At 60.2% G+C, this 17,951-nt stretch carries 12 protein-coding genes; 3 read left to right on the top strand and 9 right to left on the bottom strand.

What is annotated here, in order from left to right:
* Positions 1–159 precede the first annotated feature (159 nt).
* The 5 genes from PVA19_RS15900 to PVA19_RS15880 all read right to left on the bottom strand — a co-directional run bounded on the left by PVA19_RS15900 (position 160) and on the right by PVA19_RS15880 (position 9,341).
* Positions 160–636, bottom strand: a complete 477-nt coding sequence (locus PVA19_RS15900) for a chemotaxis protein CheW (RefSeq protein ID WP_062424868.1) — start codon at positions 634–636, stop codon at positions 160–162.
* A complete protein-coding gene (locus PVA19_RS15895; RefSeq protein ID WP_112359253.1) occupies positions 636–2,420 on the bottom strand; it encodes a methyl-accepting chemotaxis protein in 1,785 nt (594 codons plus the stop codon). Before PVA19_RS15895 ends, PVA19_RS15900 begins: the two co-directional genes overlap by 1 nt.
* A gap of 210 nt (positions 2,421–2,630) precedes the next feature.
* Positions 2,631–6,791 carry a translocation/assembly module TamB domain-containing protein gene (locus tag PVA19_RS15890; RefSeq protein ID WP_274103382.1) on the bottom strand — a complete coding sequence of 1,387 codons (4,161 nt, stop codon included), beginning with the start codon at positions 6,789–6,791 and terminating at the stop codon, positions 2,631–2,633.
* 98 nt (positions 6,792–6,889) lie between these two features.
* Complete coding sequence (locus PVA19_RS15885) at positions 6,890–8,818, bottom strand: autotransporter assembly complex protein TamA (RefSeq protein WP_112954628.1); 1,929 nt, start codon at positions 8,816–8,818, stop codon at positions 6,890–6,892.
* 271 nt (positions 8,819–9,089) lie between these two features.
* On the bottom strand, positions 9,090–9,341 hold the full coding sequence (locus PVA19_RS15880; RefSeq protein ID WP_062424864.1) for a glycine zipper domain-containing protein: 252 nt from the start codon (positions 9,339–9,341) through the stop codon (positions 9,090–9,092).
* A gap of 368 nt (positions 9,342–9,709) precedes the next feature.
* Here PVA19_RS15880 and hemA point away from each other — a divergent pair, with 368 nt between their 5' ends.
* Positions 9,710–10,927, top strand: coding sequence for a 5-aminolevulinate synthase (hemA, locus tag PVA19_RS15875; RefSeq protein WP_062444330.1), 1,218 nt, complete (start codon positions 9,710–9,712; stop codon positions 10,925–10,927).
* A gap of 59 nt (positions 10,928–10,986) precedes the next feature.
* Here the strand turns inward: hemA and PVA19_RS15870 are convergent, their stop codons facing one another.
* Entirely contained in the window at positions 10,987–11,667 is a 681-nt protein-coding gene (locus tag PVA19_RS15870; RefSeq protein WP_274103380.1) for a metal-binding protein ZinT, read from the bottom strand.
* Positions 11,668–11,821: 154 nt separating this feature from the next.
* The gene (gene dxr, locus PVA19_RS15865) at positions 11,822–13,021 is read right to left on the bottom strand and encodes a 1-deoxy-D-xylulose-5-phosphate reductoisomerase (protein WP_274103379.1); all 1,200 of its coding nucleotides are present in this window, start codon (positions 13,019–13,021) and stop codon (positions 11,822–11,824) included.
* A gap of 228 nt (positions 13,022–13,249) precedes the next feature.
* On the opposite strand from dxr, the gene PVA19_RS15860 reads away from it, so the two are divergent.
* Together PVA19_RS15860 and PVA19_RS15855 are read left to right on the top strand one after the other, a co-directional pair.
* Positions 13,250–13,948: a phosphatase PAP2 family protein gene (locus PVA19_RS15860; RefSeq protein ID WP_112519445.1), complete on the top strand. Its 699-nt coding sequence runs from the start codon at positions 13,250–13,252 to the stop codon at positions 13,946–13,948.
* Entirely contained in the window at positions 13,948–15,195 is a 1,248-nt protein-coding gene (locus tag PVA19_RS15855; protein ID WP_443111648.1) for an FAD-dependent oxidoreductase, read from the top strand. The genes PVA19_RS15860 and PVA19_RS15855 overlap by 1 nt, the downstream gene beginning before the upstream one ends.
* Positions 15,196–15,468: 273 nt before the next feature.
* On the opposite strand, the gene PVA19_RS15850 is transcribed toward PVA19_RS15855, so the two are convergent.
* Both PVA19_RS15850 and PVA19_RS15845 read right to left on the bottom strand, forming a co-directional pair.
* Positions 15,469–16,644 (bottom strand): glycosyltransferase family protein, encoded by a 1,176-nt coding sequence (locus tag PVA19_RS15850; RefSeq protein WP_443111647.1) that lies wholly within the window; start codon positions 16,642–16,644, stop codon positions 15,469–15,471.
* The gene (locus tag PVA19_RS15845) at positions 16,641–17,888 is read right to left on the bottom strand and encodes a glycosyltransferase (protein ID WP_274103370.1); all 1,248 of its coding nucleotides are present in this window, start codon (positions 17,886–17,888) and stop codon (positions 16,641–16,643) included. The genes PVA19_RS15850 and PVA19_RS15845 overlap by 4 nt, the downstream gene beginning before the upstream one ends.
* Positions 17,889–17,951 lie beyond the last annotated feature (63 nt).

The following is a 17,951-nucleotide window of genomic DNA, read 5'->3' as shown; positions in this document are numbered from 1 at the left end:
ATGACGTGTAGAAAATACTCTTGTGTGGTGCGGTGATGGCTTCGGAGGTCAGCGGGATCAATCCGGTGTCTCGCTCCGCAAGGCCTCCAGGGAAAAGCAAAAAGCCGCGCGGAGCTGTCCGCACGGCTTTGATGATTGGTCTTGAAGATGAGGTGCCGATCAGGCGGCCAGTTCATCCATATCGGTTCCCTTGAACATCTTGGCGAGGTTCAGGAAGCAGATCATGCCATGCTCGTTGGCAATGATGCCTTCGGAGAAGGACTTGTCGAAGGAGGCGGAAACTTCCGGAACCGGTTGAACCTGGCTCGCCGGGATGGTCAGAATGTCGGAGACGCGGTCGACCAGCATGCCGATGACCATGTTGTGCACTTCGGCAACGACGATGGCGCTGCGCTCATTGGCAACCGTGCTCGTCATGCCAAGCTTGTAAGCCAGATCGATGATCGGAATGACCGAGCCGCGCAGGTTCATGACGCCGATCACATCCGGTGGAGCATGCGGGATGGGCGTGGACGGTGCCCAGCCGCGGATTTCGCGGATCGTGGTCGTCTTGACGCAGAATTCCTGATCGTGAAGACGAAACGCTATGATTTCGAGGGTTTCGCCGCCGAAGTTTGTCGAGTTGATCATTGCCATCAGAATTCTTCCCAATCCTTTTGTGTCGGAGCCAGAGCAAGAGAACCGGATGTCGCGTAGACCGCGGGTTTCGGCTTCCTCTCCGGAGCGCGCGCAACGGGCGTTCTTTGTTCCAGCTTCACTGGTTGATTCGTAACAGAAGAATGTTTCTCAAATCTAAATTGCGCGAGAAGTTCGTGCAGGACATGCGCTTCATGCGCGAGGCCGTGGCTGGAGCCGGTCGTCTGCTCCACCATCGCGGCATTTTGCTGAGTGTTGGTGTCCATGGCTTCAACGGCGTGGTTGATTTCCTTGATGCCGTTGGCCTGGTCATGCGCCGTCTCGACGATCGCCGCGACATTGGTGTCGATCTCCGCCACCTGGCCGACGATCTTGCTCAGCGCGTTGCCGGTCTCGCCGACGAGATCGACGCCTTCCTTTACCTGCGAGGCGGAGGTGTTGATCAGCGTCTTGATTTCTTTTGCCGCATTGGCCGAGCGTTGCGCCAATTCACGCACTTCCTGCGCCACGACCGCAAAGCCCTTGCCGGCTTCTCCGGCGCGTGCCGCTTCGACACCGGCGTTCAGTGCAAGCAGGTTGGTCTGGAAGGCAATGTCATCGATGACGCCGATGATGTTGCCGATCTCGTTGGAGGATTGCGAGATGCGGCCCATGGCATCGATTGCCTTGCCGACGATGAGGCCCGACTGTTCCGCATCAGCCTTCGTATTGGCAACGAGGCGGCCTGATTCTTCGGCACGCTCGGCGTTTTGCGCCACGGTGCGAGTGATCTCGTGCAATGCCGCCGAGGTTTGTTCAAGTGCCGCCGCCTGCTGTTCGGTACGCCGCGCGAGGTTGTCGGTGGCGTCGCTGATTTCACGCGCACCCATGGTAATGCTGCTGGTGCTTTTCGCCACATCGCGCATTGCGCCTTGAAGCTTTTCCAGCGAGGCGTTTAGATCGTGGCGAACTTTTTCCAGCGTCGGGGTAAAGGGTACGGAGATCGTGCCTGTCAGGTCACCATTCGACAATGCCGTCAGGCTGGCGGCAAGATCGTCCACAGCCACAACGCGATCGGTCACGTCGGTCGCGTATTTGACGATCTTGAACACCTTGCCGTTCTCATCGAAGATCGGATTGTAGGATGCTTGGATCCAGATCGGCTTGCCGCTTTTACTCAAGCGCTTGTACTCGGCTGCGGTAAATGTGCCGCCAGCCAGAGTCTTCCAGAATTCATTGTAGGACGGATCGTTGCGGACGCTGTCTTCGCAGAAAATGCGGTGATGCTTTCCCTGAATTTCTTCAAGTTTGTAGCCGACGGCATCGAGGAAATTCTGGTTCGCCGTGATGATGTCGCCGGTCGGGGTGAATTCGATGATGGCCTGCACACGCGAAATCGCCTCCAGCTTCCCGGCATCTTCGGACGCTTTCCGCTTCGTTTCGGTGATGACGGTTGCAAGCTTGACGACGCTCTTGACGCTGCCGCCGGCCATGACCGGATTGTAGGAGGCCTCGATCCAGACTTCCTGTCCGCCATTGGCGATCCGCTTATACTGACGCTTGTCGAAACGGCCAGCCGCGAGATTTTTCCAGAACTGCCGGTAATCATCGCTGTTTGCGTAGGACGGTTCGCAAAACATGCTGTGGTGCTTGCCGATCAACTCATCGGCTGTGTAACCCATCGCGGCGCAGAAATTCTCATTCGCAGACAGGATTTTTCCAGAAGTGTCAAATTCGATAATCGCCAGAGAACGACCAAGAGCGGCTAGAACCGCCTTGGCATGGGTTCCAGGAAGAGAAAGCATTCAGTGAACTCCATCACTCACGGTTCAACCGCAAGGTCACACCACTATTGCGTTGCGTGCAGACAAGAGCCTTAAGCGCAACCGGCGCGGATGGTTCAGGGCAACAACAATTGTTTTAGCCCATCAAATTTAAAAATCTCTGAATTTTGAAGGGTTTGACTATTCTCGCGATGCTACCTGCCGAACTCCTAAGGTTCACGCAAAAGTTGCTCAATATTCCTTCTCATAGAAGACGCCGGCGGCGCCTTCTCCATCTCCACCGGCGGAGCCGCGCAGCTTCACGCCACGGCCGACATCGAGATTGATGATCGCCTTGGCGCCGGAATCACCGCTCTGCTCAAGCTCGAGATAGGTTCTGTCGTTGATATATTTGCCGGCGGAGACACGCGCGCGTCCCTCGGCGTCGGTGGAGATATCGAGATCGTCAATGCCCAGATTGCTGCGCAGGCTGTCGAAAAGAGAAGTGGAGCGGCCGCCGGCGAGTTGGCTTGCCGCATCTGCCAGCCGTGCAATCTGCAAGGGCGAGAGTTTCGACATGGACTGGCCGAAGATCAGCTGCGCCATGATCTCGTCCTGTGGCAGCGCGGGAGAGGAGCTGAAGGCGAAGGACGGATCGTTTGCATTGCCGCTGACGGTGACCGTCACGGTGTTGGAGCCTACGGTGGAGTCGGCAGACATATTGAGAACGGGGATCAGGCCGCCGCCGAACGTGATGTCGCCATTGGTGAAATCAAGTCGACGGGTCAGAATTTCCAACCGGCCGCGGCGCATGGTGAAACCGCCAGAGACCTGTGGGTTCGCCGCCGTGCCGCGAACCGTCAGATTGCCGTTCAGCTCGGCGTCGACACCACGACCGCGCACGAAAATGCCACTTGGCGCATTGATCTGAAGATCGAGACCAATGGAGGACGAGGTGCCGTCGCCACCCTGGTCGGACCGCAGTTCAGCGTCCTGACGCCGGACCGCAGGAGGTGCGTTCTTGTGCTTGATGTCGATTTCCGTCAGCGAGGCCGGCAGGCGCTCAGGAATGGTGATGGCGCTCTTATCCAGCGTGATCGTTCCGGCCAGCATGGGCGAGGTCAGTACCGGCCCCTTCAACGTCACTGTACCGCTGGCCTGAGTGGAGAACAGCGTACCGTCCACGTATGTGGCGCGGTTCAGCGTGAGGCTGAGATCAGCCGGGAAACCCGCGCCGGGATTGATGCCGATGGTGCCGGAGCCCGAGAGCGTGCCGCCGCCTGACATGGCGCCCGTCAGCCGCGAAATGGTGGCGACATCGCGGTTAAAGCTGATCGTCGCGGCTATATTGTTGATGGTCAGATTGCGGCGAACATCAGTCACGCGGGCGCCGTCCGTGGTGATCGTGCCCGTCACCGATGGCGCGGTTGCCGTGCCTTCGATGCGAATATCGACAGCAGCGGAGCCGTTGACGACGAAGCCCTGGGCGGATGTCTGGGCTGCGAGCGCGGCAAAGGGAATATTGCCCTTGAAGCTCATGGCAAGCGGTCGGTCACCAGCAAGGCCGAGCGTACCGCCGCCGGAAAGCGCCAGGCCGCCACCTGCGGATAGCGTCGTATCAAGCCGCAACGTCTGCCCGGCATAACGGCCATTCGCCTTGATGCCCAAGGGGCCAAGGCCTGCGGCGCGTGTCTGGGCCACCGCTGCATCCGACCAGGTCAAATCGTAATCGACAGCCGGATCGGTCGCTGCCCCTTTTGCCACGACCGTGCCGGAAATGGTGCCTGCGGCATCGAGCCCCGGCGAGAAAGCATTGGCAAGATTGGCGGGCAGCGCGCGGATGGCGACGTTAAGATCAAGCGTGGACCCAGCCGTCCCGTTGACATCGACCCGCCCGTTGCCTGTCTGGATGGTGAGGCCTGCGATACGGGCAGCGCCGTTTTCGATGGCGATCACAGTGGGGGCGGCAAGCCGCACCGGAATGCCGCGCGGCGTTGCCGAGAAGGCGTCCACGGAGACGGTCATCGGCGAGGCACCGGTGTTTGCCCGACCTTTGAGCACCAGCGGCGCATTGTCATAACGACCGTTGAGATCAAATGTGGTGGCGTTGGCGGCGTGATCGATGTCAAGCGTGATGCCGGAGAGGGCCGCGGCACCCGCATCGATCTTGTCCGCCTTTACATTGCCGTTGATGGCGAGCGCCAGAAGATCGTCCACCTTCAGATCGGCCACCAGTCCGGCAATCGTCGTGGTGCCCTGCCGGAGGGTGTTGCCGCTGGCGCGGATGGTGGCGGCAATCTTGCCATTGGTATTGCTAATGGCGACATCGCCCTTCAGGTCGCCGCTTGCCTGCTGGGCGGCAAGCGCTGCCAAGAGCGAAATATCGGGGAAATCGAAGGAGAGGTCGCCGGATGGCAGGAATTGCGGCGTCAGTTGCAGCTTGCCGGTCAAGACATTCGGGCCGACCTTGACGTTCAGCTCCGGAATGGCCGTGCCTTCACCCGTCTGCACGAGCGCGGCAGAGGCATCGATCGGCTGGTTGTCGAGCGTACCGGTCGCCTGGAACTTGGCTTGCGGGGCTGCGACATCCGCCTTGCCGCTGGCGGAAACCTTGAGCGATTGCAGCGAGCGTCCCGCCAATGTTGCACGGGCCGCCGAGAGATTGGCGGTGAAATCCGCCGCATTGATCGGGCCGTTTGCCTCCAGCGAAAAGTCGAGCGAACCTTGCGCCCGCGGTGACAGCTTCTGCAGCGAGGGCAGGCGGCCGGAGAGTTTTGCGCCGATCGTGCCATTGTCGAGGGTCACATCGCCATTGGCTTCAAGCGTGCTCGATTTCACCACAAGGTTTTCAAGGCTGGTTGCGCCGCCGATGAGGCTGTTGACATAGCCGTCAATCGCAATCGTCCCGTCGAATTTCTCAGACAGACCAGCCGGCAGTACGGAGGGCAGCACGAAGAGGCGCAAGTTGGATGAGACGCGGCCCTCGGTGAGATCGTAGGAGCCACTTGCCGTGCCGCCGATGCTGGCGCTTTCCAGTGTGGCGCCTTCAAAGGCGATGGATTGCGGCGAGACGCGCAAGGGCGCGCTGAGCTTCAACGGTGCCTTGACGGCGCGCTCCAGATCGGGCGCGGTCAGCGCCGACTGATCGACGGCAAGCAGCGTGCGGATCGTGCCGGTGCGGCTGGCAACATTCAGATCGTCGCTGGTTGCGGTCAGCTTCACACCCTGAAGCGTGCCTTGCGGCGCGGTGAGCGAGCGCAGCGACACGACGGTGTTCAATCTGGCCGCATCGGCATTGCCGCGCAGGCTGAGATCGATGCCATCGACCAGCGCCTCAACCTCGTCCTGCCCAAGCGGCAGGCGCACATCGACGGGGCCGTTGGTGCCGATCAGATTGGCGGTAAGATCGTTCTGGCCTTGGGGATCGATGCTGCCGGAGGCCGTCAGGATCAGAGCGCCGGTTTCCAGATTGCCGCTTTCGACGCTGATGCGCCCTTCCGGCGAAATGGATGTGGCAAGGTCGATCTTGGTCTCTCCGGTAAAGAGCTGGCGCATCAGTGGTGGCAGCAGCCGATCCGGCTCCCCGCCGCCCTGCAGCGTGATCCGGCGCGTTCCATCGGATGCGAGGCTATGACGGCCATCAAGCGTCAGGACCTGATTTCCGCCAACGGAGCCGACGAGCTTGCCCGTCCAGTCCGATAGCGGTCCATCGCCATTGAGGTCGATCGAGACGGCGGGAGCGCCGGGAAGACGCAACAGATTGGCGAGCAGACCGCCTTCCGGCTCGTTCAACAGCGCCTTGAGTTTCAGCACGTTCTCGCCCGGAACATAGGCGAAGTCGGCGTCGATCGAGGCGCGCTGTTCGTCCTTGCGGGTGACGGAGAGGGAGGCTGTGATCGTGTCGGATGCGGCATAGCCATGGCCGGATGCGCTGAGCGAGAACGGACGGCCGGCAAGCTTCTGGCCAAGTTCGATATTCGGCAGGGAGAGATCGTCAATGGCCACTTCGACAGGCAGGGTGAAGCTGCCGGAACTCTGATCGGCCGGTTCCGTCGATGGAAGAGGGAGACGATCGACGGTGATAGTGGCGGCTGTCAGCTTCTCGGCATGGAATTTACCGGTCAGGAGATCGAGCGGCGACCAGTCGAGCTCGACGCCGTTGAGCTTGGCATAGGGGCCATCCCGATCGGCAATCGTCACCGCGTCCAGCCGCAGCCTGCCGCTCAACAGGCCTTCCGGCGGCGAAATGGTGATCGTCCGATCCTTGCTGGAGGCAAGCCGTGAGACTTCGTCTGCTACGAAACGTGCGCCGAAGGGGCTCAAGCCCAGGAAAAGAACCACCACCGCAACAAGGGCGATAGCCCCGAGTGCGATATAGGCGAACCACTTCAGCAATCGAATCAGCATTGTCATGAAGGATAATCTACACTTCGCTTCGTCGTCGTGACAGGTGTGGACATTGTGCCTTTGAGAGGCCAAGCCCGGCGTGGTTGGCTATACCTTCTTCAGCGTCAGAAGGCTTGTCCGATACCGGCGTAGATGCCGAAGCTGCTGCCGTTCGGATATTTCTCCAGCGGCATGGCGACATCAAGACGCAAAGGTCCGAAAGGTGTCTGATAGCGAAGGCCAATGCCAGCGCCGGCACGGATATCGGAAAAATCCGGGGTGATCTCGGAGGAGACGATCCCCGCGTCGACGAAGGGCACGATGCCGATGGTCTCGGTCACCTTGATGCGTGCTTCCAGCGAGGTGACGATATAGGAGCGCCCGCCGGTCGCTTCGCCATTGGCCGCATAGGGCGAGATTTCCTGGTAACTGTAACCGCGCACCGAGCCGCCACCGCCCGCAAAGAAGCGGCGTGTGGTGGGAATATCTTCCAGAGAGCCGCCGCCAACCAGCACGCCGCCTGCGAGCTTGCCCGCCAGCACCACCTGATCATCCGAGCCGAGGCCGAGATAGCCTGTGGTCGAGCCCTCGAGCGAACTGAAGATCGTGCCGTTCAAGGCTTCATAGCTTGGCGTGGCCGCAATCGAGGCGCGGAAGCCCTGCGTCGGGTTGAGCTTGTCATTGCGCTTGTCGCGGACAAATTCCAGGGGGACCGAGGTCGTCAGATACTGGTTTTCACCGAACGCATCCTCGGTGTTTTCCCACTCGACTTCGAGACCGGCAGATGCGGTGTCGTAGTCGTTGAAATCATAGGCAAAGCCAGCATAGGCCGTCACCGTCTGGGCGTCGTAGCTATCCGGATGCTCGGTCTTGGCTTTCAGGCTCGCGGTGAAGGTGGTCTCAGGCGTAAAGATCCCGGGCTTCACGAAGGTGATGCCGGCGGAATAATCCATGTCCTGAACGGTGGACGCTTCCCCAAGGCGCGTGACGGCACCTTCGATGCGGAGCGACTCGGCTTTTCCAAAGAGGTTCCGGTGGCCCCAATAGCCCTGCAATCCAGCGCCTTCGGTGGTCGAATATTGCGCGCCGACACCGAAATAGCGGAACTTGCCCTCCGACACTTCGATGGTCAGCGGCAATGTTCCGTTCGGCGCCAGCGTGTTGGCTTCCTTGATGGAGATGCTCGAAAAGACGCCGAGCTTGCGCAATCTGTCAGAGGCCTTGCGCAGTCTTTCCGGCGAGTAGGGCTCGCCGCTGTTCAAGCGCGAGTATCGGCGGATGAAGTCGGCATCAACGGCCCGGTCGCCCTTGACCGTCACATCCCCCGTTGCGGCGATAGGGCCGGCTTCTGCCACCATGGTCAGATCGACTGTGTTGTTAGCGTGGTTGGCGACGGCCTCGCGCTTGGTCAGCTTGGCGAAGGGCCGGCTTTCGGACTTCAGGTCTTCGATCAGCTTGTTGCCGGCGCGAATGATGGCGAGGGAGCCTGCGTCCCCGCCGGTCACGAGACCATATTCAGCGGGTGTGTGCCCGCCCACTTCACCCTCAAATCGTACGGTGCCGAGCGTGAAGACCGGTCCCGGCGTCACATCGATAACGATCGGCACAGGCCCAGAGGTGTTGAAGGTCGGAACGGGCGGGATGGAATCGATATCCTGCCCGGCAATGGTGATCTTGACGATGCCGCCATAGCGCGCGTTCTCATAAAGGGCCGCAACCAGCCTATCGCGATCGTCCTTGGCGCGGATCAAAAGCCCAAGATCGCCCGATGCCGGCTTGTCCGGCTCTGCTACCAGAAGAGAACTCTTTTCCAGACTGTCGCGCAGCTTGCTATCCGCACCCGGTGTGTTGAGGGTCACGGTAAATTTGACGGGATTGAGAACTTCATTCTCTTTGTCGTCGTCGGAGCCCCACAGCTGGATGCCGAAGATCTTCAGCGCGAAGGCCTCGCGCACGAAACCCGGAGAACAGGTAACGGCTGCCGCCACCGCCAATGCAGTGCCTGCCCTCCAGTACGCAATACTCTTCCGTTGGTCAGTCCGCTTGTTTGGCATACGCTGCTTTATGGTTGAGCATTTATTATTGCTCCCGCCCGTTTATCCTTCGTTAAAGCGCGTGGCGATCCAAAACAAATCGCGCGCTCCGCCTCCCGTCCGTCGCAAACCTGCGGCGCAGACAACGGCTTTGCCGTTTTGCGCTGGCTGCTGTTACCCTCAAATTTAATCATAAATCCGACACAGGGGGCACCCCAAAAACGGTCACATGCGTGTGGAAACAAAAAAGCCCCGGTTTTTGCCGGGGCTTCTGATGCAATTGTGCCACGCCTTAGCGGCAACGTGCCGTGTAGCGCTGACCGTACTGGTCGCGATAGTAGCAATAGCCCGGCTCGGACGCGCGACCGATAAGGTAGCCCGTCGCGCCACCAATCAGACCGCCGACTGCCGCGCCGCGCACGTTACCGGTAATCGCGCCACCAGCCAGCGCACCGATCACTGCGCCGCCACCAGTGGTCTTTTCGGTCTGCGTGCAGCTTGCGAGCGCCAGACCCATAACAGCAAAAACAACAGCCTTCTTCATGAACTCTCTCCACGTTACATTTGAGCTCGATGGCTCTCGGTAGGCGTCCCAATACATCTGCGGCGACTGCTACCTCCGACCGCTGCAGATATCTAACAAGTCGAGTGTTACTGTGGAAGCCCCCATTTAAGGCTGCGCTCCCCTGGTCAATCGATTGTGCCCTACTCAACGGCGCGTTGATTAAAAGGTTCCAAATTTTTTAGCAGTTTGACATGAATCAAGTTTGTCATTCCTTTAGAGTCTTATAAGAATATTGGAACGGTTCAAAAGTGGAGGCGAATTGACGCAGCGATGCAATATCGGCGTCAAGGGGGTTGACGGTTCAAGGAGGTGGACCGAAAACGCTTGCACGTATTCTGGAGCATGGAATGGACTTCGAGGCATATTTCAAGACCGAACTGGATGGCTTGCATTCGGAAGGCCGCTACCGCGTTTTTGCCGACCTCGAGCGGCAACAGGGACATTTTCCGAAGGCAACCCGTTACACCGCCGATGGTGAAAAGCGCGACGTCACGGTCTGGTGCTCCAACGACTATCTCGGCATGGGTCAGAACCCCAAGGTGATCGAGGCGATGAAAGCCGCGATCGATCACTGTGGCGCGGGTGCGGGAGGCACCCGGAATATCTCTGGCACCAGCCATTATCACGTCAAACTCGAGCGCGAACTTGCCGATCTGCACGGCAAGGAATCGGCGCTGATCTTCACTTCCGGTTACATCTCTAACTGGGCGACGCTTGGTACGCTTGGTCAGAAGATCCCTGGCCTGATCATCTTCTCGGATGCGCTGAACCATGCCTCGATGATCGAGGGCATTCGTTACGGCCGCTGCGAGAAGGTCATCTGGAAGCACAACGATCTGGAAGATCTGGAAGCCAAGCTGAAGGCCGCCGATCCGGCAGCACCCAAGCTGATCGCCTTCGAATCGGTCTACTCCATGGATGGCGATATTTCGCCGATCAAGGAGATCTGCGATCTCGCCGACAAGTACGGCGCCATGACCTATCTCGATGAAGTGCATGCGGTCGGCATGTATGGCCCGCGCGGTGGCGGCATCGCCGAACGCGAAGGCCTGATGGACCGCCTGACGATCATCGAAGGAACGCTCGGCAAAGCTTTCGGTGTGATGGGCGGCTATATTGCAGCGTCGGAAGCGCTCTGCGACTTCATCCGTTCCTTTGCCTCCGGCTTCATCTTTACGACAGCACTTCCGCCGTCTTTGGCAGCCGGTGCCGTGGCTTCGATCCAGCACCTGAAGGCCAGCCCCTTCGAGCGTGCCCGTCATCAGGAGCGCGTGCGCACGCTGCGTTCCATGCTGGACGCGAGCGGCATTCCGCATATGGCAAACCCCAGCCACATCGTTCCGGTGATGGTGGGCGATGCCGCCAAGTGCAAATGGATTTCCGATATCCTGCTCGATGACCATGGGGTCTATGTGCAGCCGATCAATTATCCGACCGTGCCGCGCAAGACGGAGCGTCTGCGCATCACGCCGACCCCGCTTCACACCAATGCGGATCTGGAAGGTCTGGTCGGTGCGCTTCATCAGCTGTGGTCGCGTTGCGCGCTGGCGCGGGCTGTCGCCTGATCGTCACCTCGTCTTTCTGAAAAGGGGCGCAGCTTGCCGGCTGCGCCCCTTTTTACGTTTTAATGCTCAAGCATTTCCTGGACGATCTCCTTGCCCGACAGGGATGACGGGTAGTAGGTCGGCCAATTGGTCAGCTCCTTCAGCACCGTGGCGCGGTCATCACCCCAATAGAGGTGGTAGTGGCCAGCCTTTTGCGGCGCGATGGTGTGGTCGCTGAACTGGATATATTGCGGTGCGGATGCATCGCCGCCGGTCTTCTTGAAGATGTAGCGAACGCCGCGATTTCCCTTCTTGTAGGTCAGGATTTCGTAACCGTCGCTGGCATACTTGCCTTCGGTGGCCTTGCCGCCCCGATAGAAGGTCACGTCGTCGCCCTTGATGGTGATGCGGTTGACGTCGGTCTTGTAGCCGACATCATATTCCTCACGAAACGCCTTGGCGCTCTTCTTGCCGTGCTCGGCCTTGTGCTGCATCACCGGATCGAGCGTGCCATCCACCAGATAGGGATAGACCGACTGCCAATCGCCTTCCCAATCGGAGAGCGGGCGCTCCTTCACGGCGCTGTCCTCGAAGTAGCCCTTATAGACGTCGCTGGAGCCGTGCGAGTGCCCATGGGAATGGTTATGGGCGTGGTTGTGGCTTTCGGACTTTGCCGGCGCTGATTTCTCCTGTGCCGCCGCGGCAGTGGACAGAAGCAGCAACGCGCTGACGGAGAGGGCGAGGGCTTGCGTGAGTTTCATCGTGTTTCCTCATTTGTGATGTAATAACGTAACAAGACGCGACATAACGAGAAAGCTGGGGCGTGGCAAGTCGGGATCGACATTTTACGCACAGCTACGCGCCCGATGGCGTCCACCGGGTCGTCGTCCTGTCGATCACCTGTGAGGAGAGGCCCTAAGCGGCCTTCTGCTTCTGCCGGATCACATCCTCGGCATAGGCGCGGGCTTGCGTGTCGGCGGCCAGAATGGCATCGATCGTATCGGCTGGCCTGCCATCATTCATCCGCTCCATAACGGATTCAACCGTATCGGCCATATGCAGGAAGCCGATCTTGCCATCGACGAAGGCGTGGAAGGCGGTTTCCTCCGCGGCATTCAATACTGCACCCTGCACGCCGCCGCGTTGCAGCGCCAGACGCGCGAGCCTGATCGAGGGGAAACGGTCCTCGTCCGGTGCCTCGAAATCCAGCCGTGCCAGCTTGGCAAAATCCAATCGCTCGACATCGAGCGTGCCGCGGCCGGGATAGGTCAGGGCATAGGCGATCGCCGTGCGCATATCCGGGCAGCCGAGCTGGGCGATGACCGAACCGTCGGTATAGGCCACCATGGAATGAATGATGGATTGCGGATGGACGATCACTTCGATCTGCGAGGGCTCAAGGTCGAAAAGATATTTCGCCTCGATCATTTCCAGCGCCTTGTTGAACATGGAGGCACTGCCAATCGAGACTTTCAAGCCCATGGACCAGTTGGGATGGGCGCGCGCGATCTCGGCGGTGACGTCATCCATCTGCTCGCGGCTCCAGGTGCGGAACGGGCCGCCGGATGCGGTGAGGACGATGCGCTCCACCTTGTCGCGGTTCTGAGGCTCCAGGCACTGGAAGATGGCGCTGTGTTCGCTATCGACCGGGATCAGCGTGCCGCTGCCCTCGCGCATGGTGGAGATGAAGACATCGCCGCCGGTGACGAGGCACTCCTTGTTGGCGAGTGCGATATTGGCACCGCGACGCGCGGCTGTGAGCGTCGGTTCAAGCCCGGGCGTGCCGGCAATCGCCGCCATGACCCAATCGGCCTCCAGGCTTGCGGCTTCCTGCAAGCCGCTTTTGCCCGATGCGACGGCAATGCCGCTTCCGGCCAGTGCGTCTTTCAGTTCGGCATATTTTTCGTCATCGGCGGTGACGGCGAGCTTCACGCCAAGTTCGCGCGCCTGTTCAGCCAGCAACGCCACATTGCCTGCCCCTGTCAGCCCCAAGATCTCGAAGCGATCGCGTCCGCCAAGCTGGCGGATGACATCCAGCGTGTTCGTTCCAATTGAGCCGGTGGCGCCGAGGACGGTCAGTTTTTCAGGCGGGGTGCTGCCCTTTTGGCGTGTCATGTGAAATCCGACTTTGGTGGAAACTGTTACCTCATGGCTCTACAAGCGAAACCGGGGCAGAACAAGGTCAAAGCCTGTCAGCGATTTTTCGCCACTATTGCGTCCTCTTCCTCACCGATGACATCTGCGTGCGTCGCTTGCCAATAATGGTGTGAGCATGCAGGTTGTGTGGCTTGATGCGACGCGCCCTGACGCATTGGATACGGCATTGATAAATAGAGGATTTTCATGAAGCGATTTTTGATCTCCAGCGGCTGGATTTTCGTCATCACCCTGTTGCTGGTGCTTGTTTTCATTCCCTTCGATCCGCGCATCTCGGAGCGGGCGCAGGCGCTTCCCGGCTCAATCGTCGGCTTCAACAAAGCGATCACCGATTTTGGCACCTTTCGCTGGATGCTCTACAGCACCGGGCTCTTTGCCATCCTTGCCTATATTGCCGCGCGCTTTCTGCTGGCGAGCCCCTATTCGGGGAGGCTGCGCACCGCATGGCGGCTCTTTGCCTATTTCTTCCTGACGATCGGCAGCGCCAGCATCTTCGTGCATCTTTTGAAATTCCTGATCGGACGTGGACGTCCCGAACTCTATGCCGAGATCGGCGCCTACAGCCTGACGCCATTTACCGGCGACAATCTCTATGAGAGCTTTCCCTCCGGCCATTCCACGGCGGCGGGTGCCTTCTTCGGCGCCTTTGCCATGCTGATCCCGCGCTTTCGCTATGTGTTCATGGCGCTGGCGCTCGTCATCGGCGTTTCGCGGGTGATCGTCGGGGCGCATTATCCAAGCGATGTGGCGGCGGGCCTTCTGCTCGGCATCTGGACGGCCATGCTCTTCGCCTTTATCTTCGCGCGCAAGGAATGGTTGTTCCGTTTGATCAAGGGCTGGCCCTATCCGAAGAACACGCCGCTTCCGCCTGCCGATCAGGCATGATGACACAGGACATTGCCATGCCAAGCGACGACCACGACGACGCCCAGGCGATAGAGACCACGGTTGCCATCGTCGGCGGTGGGCCGGCGGGCATGATGCTCGGTCTGCTTCTGGCGCGGGCGGGGATCGATGTCACCGTCATCGAAAAGCATGGCGATTTTCTGCGCGATTTTCGCGGCGATACGATCCACCCCTCGACGATTGCACTCATCGAGCAACTGGGTTTTGCCCAGGAATTTCTGGCGCTGCCGCATACCAAGGCGGAGAAGCTGCATGCGGATGTTGGCGGTCACAAGCGCACCATCGCGGATTTCTCCTGGCTGCCGGTCAAACACAAGTTCATCGCCTTCATGCCGCAATGGGATTTTTTGAACTTTCTCGCTGGCAAGGCCGGACAGTTCGAGAGCTTCCGCCTGTTGCACAATGCGGCTGTCAGCGACCTTATCGAGACCAAGGGGAAGGTGAGCGGCCTCAAGCTCTCCACGCCCTCCGGCGTCCTTACCGTGAAGGCCGATCTGGTCGTTGGTGCCGATGGCCGCAATTCCACGGTGCGCGACAAGGCCGGGCTGCATGTCGAGCGCTTCGGCGTTCCGACGGAAGTTCTGTGGATGCGGCTTTCGAAACAGCCGGGCGATCCCAACGAGACCATGGGCCATGCCGGCCCGCAGCAGGGCTTCGTGCTGATCGATCGTGGAGACTACTGGCAATGCGGCTATGTGGTACGCCGCGGCGTGTATTCCGAGATCAGCGAGAAAGGCATCGAAGCTTTCCGCACACGTGTCGCCGAGGTCTGCCCGCTGCCCGCCGAGCGGCTGCAGGAGATCAAGAGCTTCGACGATGTGTATCTTCTCACCGTCCGCATCGACCGGCTGACGCAATGGTGGAAGCCCGGCTTGATCTGCATCGGCGACGCCGCGCACGCCATGTCGCCGATTGGCGGTGTGGGCGTCAATCTCGCCATTCAGGATGCGGTGGCGGCGGCCAATATTCTGGTGCCGGCTTTTCGCGATCGGGGCGTCGTTTCCGATGACGATCTGGCGGCGATCGAACAGCGCCGGACCTTTCCGACGAAAGCCACGCAGAAGCTGCAATTGATGATGCGCAGCAAGAACCGCAAGGACCACGAGTCGGCCCCCAAGGCCAAAGGTCCGCCCGCCTTCGTGCGCGCGATAATGCGCTTTCCGCTGCTTGCGCATCTGGCGGGCCGCCTGATCGGGCTTGGGTTTAGGCGCGAGAGGATCAACTAATAAGCGGGCTGTCGGGCGTGGGGGTGCCTTGGAGACACCACACGTTTCCGGCTGATTCGGCCTTCAACACAGTGCGAAAACCTCTCCGCCGTCATCCTCGGCCTTGAGCCGAGGATCCACTGGTAGGATCGTAAACGCTTGAAAATGTGGATCCTCGGGTCAAGCCCGAGGATGACGAGGTGGAGGGATTTATCCCCATAACAACCTTGTGCGGAAGACGCCTTCTGACCTCAGGTGACTGGATACGCGGCCGTTGCTGTAAGGGCTGAAACCCTATTCATCGTCCATCTGATGCTCAGCATAGAGCCTACGCAGAACGCGCGCCGTGCCGTTGGCGCCATCGAGATCAAGGCTGATCTCGCCGGGCTCCGGTAGCGCCAGTGCTGCCCTGATCGCCTCTGCCATGGTCTGCGGCGAGATGGCGCTTTCCTCCAGCACCTGGGCAAGGCCAAGCTTTTCCAGACGCGAGGCGCGGGCGCCCTGTTCGGTTTCTCCGCCAGCAGCGAAGGGGATGAGCAGCGAACGGCATTTGGCCTGCAGGATATCGCAGACGGTGTTATAGCCGGCCTGCGAGATGGAGAGCTTGGCACCCGAGAGAAGGCTGGCGAAATCCTTGCGGAAGCGGAAGACGGAGATCGTTTCGCCGGCTTGAGCCGAGATCGCATCGAAATCCGCCTGCGGCATGTTGGGGCCGGTGATCAGGCACCAGGTTTTCAGTTCGGGGATGTTGGGTGCGGCGGCAAGCGCTGCTTTCAGAAGCGCACCGCCCACGGCGCCGCCGCCTGCCGAAACCGCCACGTCGAAACGCTCCTGCGGCGGCTGTGGTTTTGCTGGGGCAACAAGGCCTGTATAGACAATGCGCTGGCTGATCTGTTCGGCAAGCGGAAGGGTCTCTTCCAGCCGTACGAAGTTCGGATCGCCATGGACGAGCACCGTGTCGAAGTGCTTCTTGACGAGATCGATGGTCTCTTCGTCGCGGCCGGGCTTGGCACGCTCCTGCAGGATATCGCGCAGCGACGTCATCACCAGTGGGCGCTTGATGCTTTTCTCGATGGCGGCGAGCAGCGGCAGCAGTTCGAAACGCACTTGTCTGCGGCCAAAGGGAAAGGCCTCGATGATGACGATGTCCGGCATGGCGCCGTGATAGGCACCGAGCAGCATGCTGGTACGATTGTCCTTGAAGGCATCGTCCACCGGCGCGCCATTGGCATCGACGAGGCCTGCAAAATTGCCATCGGCCACCGCCACCGGCGGCAGTTCGACATGGCGTATGCCTTCTCCCGGAAAGCCCGGAACCGGCGTTCCGCCTGTCACCATCGTCACGTCGAAACCATCGGCGACCAGTGCATGGGCCACGCGGCTGGCGCGGGCGATATGGCCGATGCCGAGGAGATGCTGGACATAGAAGAACACGCGAGGTGCTTGTGTAGCGTCGGTGGCAGTGGTCACGGGGTCTTCTCCCATTCCTGTTCGAAGAGATTTTTGAGGTCGGTGATGCTGGTGCGGTGATCGAAGGCGGTGCGCACGCGGTGTTCGGCGGCAGCGCCCAGCCTTGATCTCAGTGCCGGATCGGAGATGGCACGCTCCAGCGCTTTCGAGACGGCGGCTCCGTTTTCGGGCTCTGTCAGCAGGCCGTTTTCGCCATCCACGAAGAATTCCGGAATGCCCGAAATATTGGTGGAGACGCAGGTCAGCGCCTGGCTCGCGGCTTCCACGAGAACATTCGGCAGGCCGTCGCGGTCGCCATCGGCGGTGATGCGGCAGGCGAGCGCAAAGAGATCGGCCTTGCGATAGTGCTCCAGCACCTGTTTCTGATCCATCGCGCCTGTCCAGATGATCCTGTCGGCAATACCCAGTTGCTCGGCGAGCGCTTTCAGCGCCGCCAGTTCGTCGCCGCCACCAATATGGGTGAAGCGCCAGTGCAGAGACTGTGGCAGGGCGGCAAGCGCCTTCAGCAGAATGTCGATGCCCTTCTTCTTCACCGCGCGGCCAACGCTCAGAATCTGCACCGGATCGGCGGGGTCTGAGCCATCGCGTGGCGGGCGGGTACCCTCCATCGGCGGGAAGCGCGTGAGGTCGAGGCCGTGATAGCTTAAGTGCACCGTGGCTGGAGTGGGCGACAGGGCCTGCAGATGGCGATAGCCACTGGCGGTGCAGGTTACCGCCCAACGGGCGCTGCCGAGCTTGTAGGCGAGATCGGCATCCGTCGAAGTCCAGATATCCTTGGCATGGGCCGAGATCGTCCACGGAATGCCGGTGATCAGATGCGTATAGGCGGCAACGGAAGCGGGCGTGTGGATGAAGTGGACGTGCAGCCAGCCGGCATCCCGCGGCCATTCATGGGAGAGCACCGCCGCCTGACCGAATCGGCGGAAGCGGTTGCGCGAAACGTCGTGGCGGAGATCGTGGAGGAATTGGCGCAGCGCCTTGCCGAAGCCGGGCTTCTTCCGGCACGCCCACAGCGCTTTCAGCACGCGCAGCGGTTCCTCATGCAGATATTCCGGCAGGTAGGTGACGGGCGCGCGAATTTCGTCATGCACCGGATGGCGCTTCTTGTCGGTCGGGCGGCGCATGGAGACGAGGTCGAGGTCGAGACCTGCTCTTTCCAGTCCCAGCAGTTCCTGTGCGATGAATGTTTCGGAGAGGCGCGGATAGCCTTTCAGCAGCACCACGATTTTCTTTTTTGCGGTCACGTCGTCGTGCCTTCTTTTCTTTGGCGCAATCGTCCTTTGCGCAATGCCGGCTAATGTGAGGGG

Source organism: Agrobacterium sp. CNPSo 3708 (assembly GCF_028674915.1).
In the GTDB taxonomy this organism is placed as follows: Bacteria; Pseudomonadota; Alphaproteobacteria; order Rhizobiales; family Rhizobiaceae; genus Agrobacterium; species Agrobacterium cavarae.
The sequence above is the reverse complement of the archived record's forward strand: the minus strand, read 5'-3'. Positions and strand labels throughout refer to the sequence as shown.

Bases quoted from the DNA above. Each gene is read 5' to 3' on its own strand.
- PVA19_RS15900 (WP_062424868.1), bottom strand. From the start codon at position 636: ATGGCAATGATCAACTCGACAAACTTCGGCGGCGAAACCCTCGAAATC.
- PVA19_RS15895 (WP_112359253.1), bottom strand. From the start codon at position 2,420: ATGCTTTCTCTTCCTGGAACCCATGCCAAGGCGGTTCTAGCCGCTCTT.
- PVA19_RS15890 (WP_274103382.1), bottom strand. From the start codon at position 6,791: ATGACAATGCTGATTCGATTGCTGAAGTGGTTCGCCTATATCGCACTC.
- PVA19_RS15885 (WP_112954628.1), bottom strand. From the start codon at position 8,818: ATGCCAAACAAGCGGACTGACCAACGGAAGAGTATTGCGTACTGGAGG.
- PVA19_RS15880 (WP_062424864.1), bottom strand. From the start codon at position 9,341: ATGAAGAAGGCTGTTGTTTTTGCTGTTATGGGTCTGGCGCTCGCAAGC.
- hemA (WP_062444330.1), top strand. From the start codon at position 9,710: ATGGACTTCGAGGCATATTTCAAGACCGAACTGGATGGCTTGCATTCG.
- PVA19_RS15870 (WP_274103380.1), bottom strand. From the start codon at position 11,667: ATGAAACTCACGCAAGCCCTCGCCCTCTCCGTCAGCGCGTTGCTGCTT.
- dxr (WP_274103379.1), bottom strand. From the start codon at position 13,021: ATGACACGCCAAAAGGGCAGCACCCCGCCTGAAAAACTGACCGTCCTC.
- PVA19_RS15860 (WP_112519445.1), top strand. From the start codon at position 13,250: ATGAAGCGATTTTTGATCTCCAGCGGCTGGATTTTCGTCATCACCCTG.
- PVA19_RS15855 (WP_443111648.1), top strand. From the start codon at position 13,948: ATGACACAGGACATTGCCATGCCAAGCGACGACCACGACGACGCCCAG.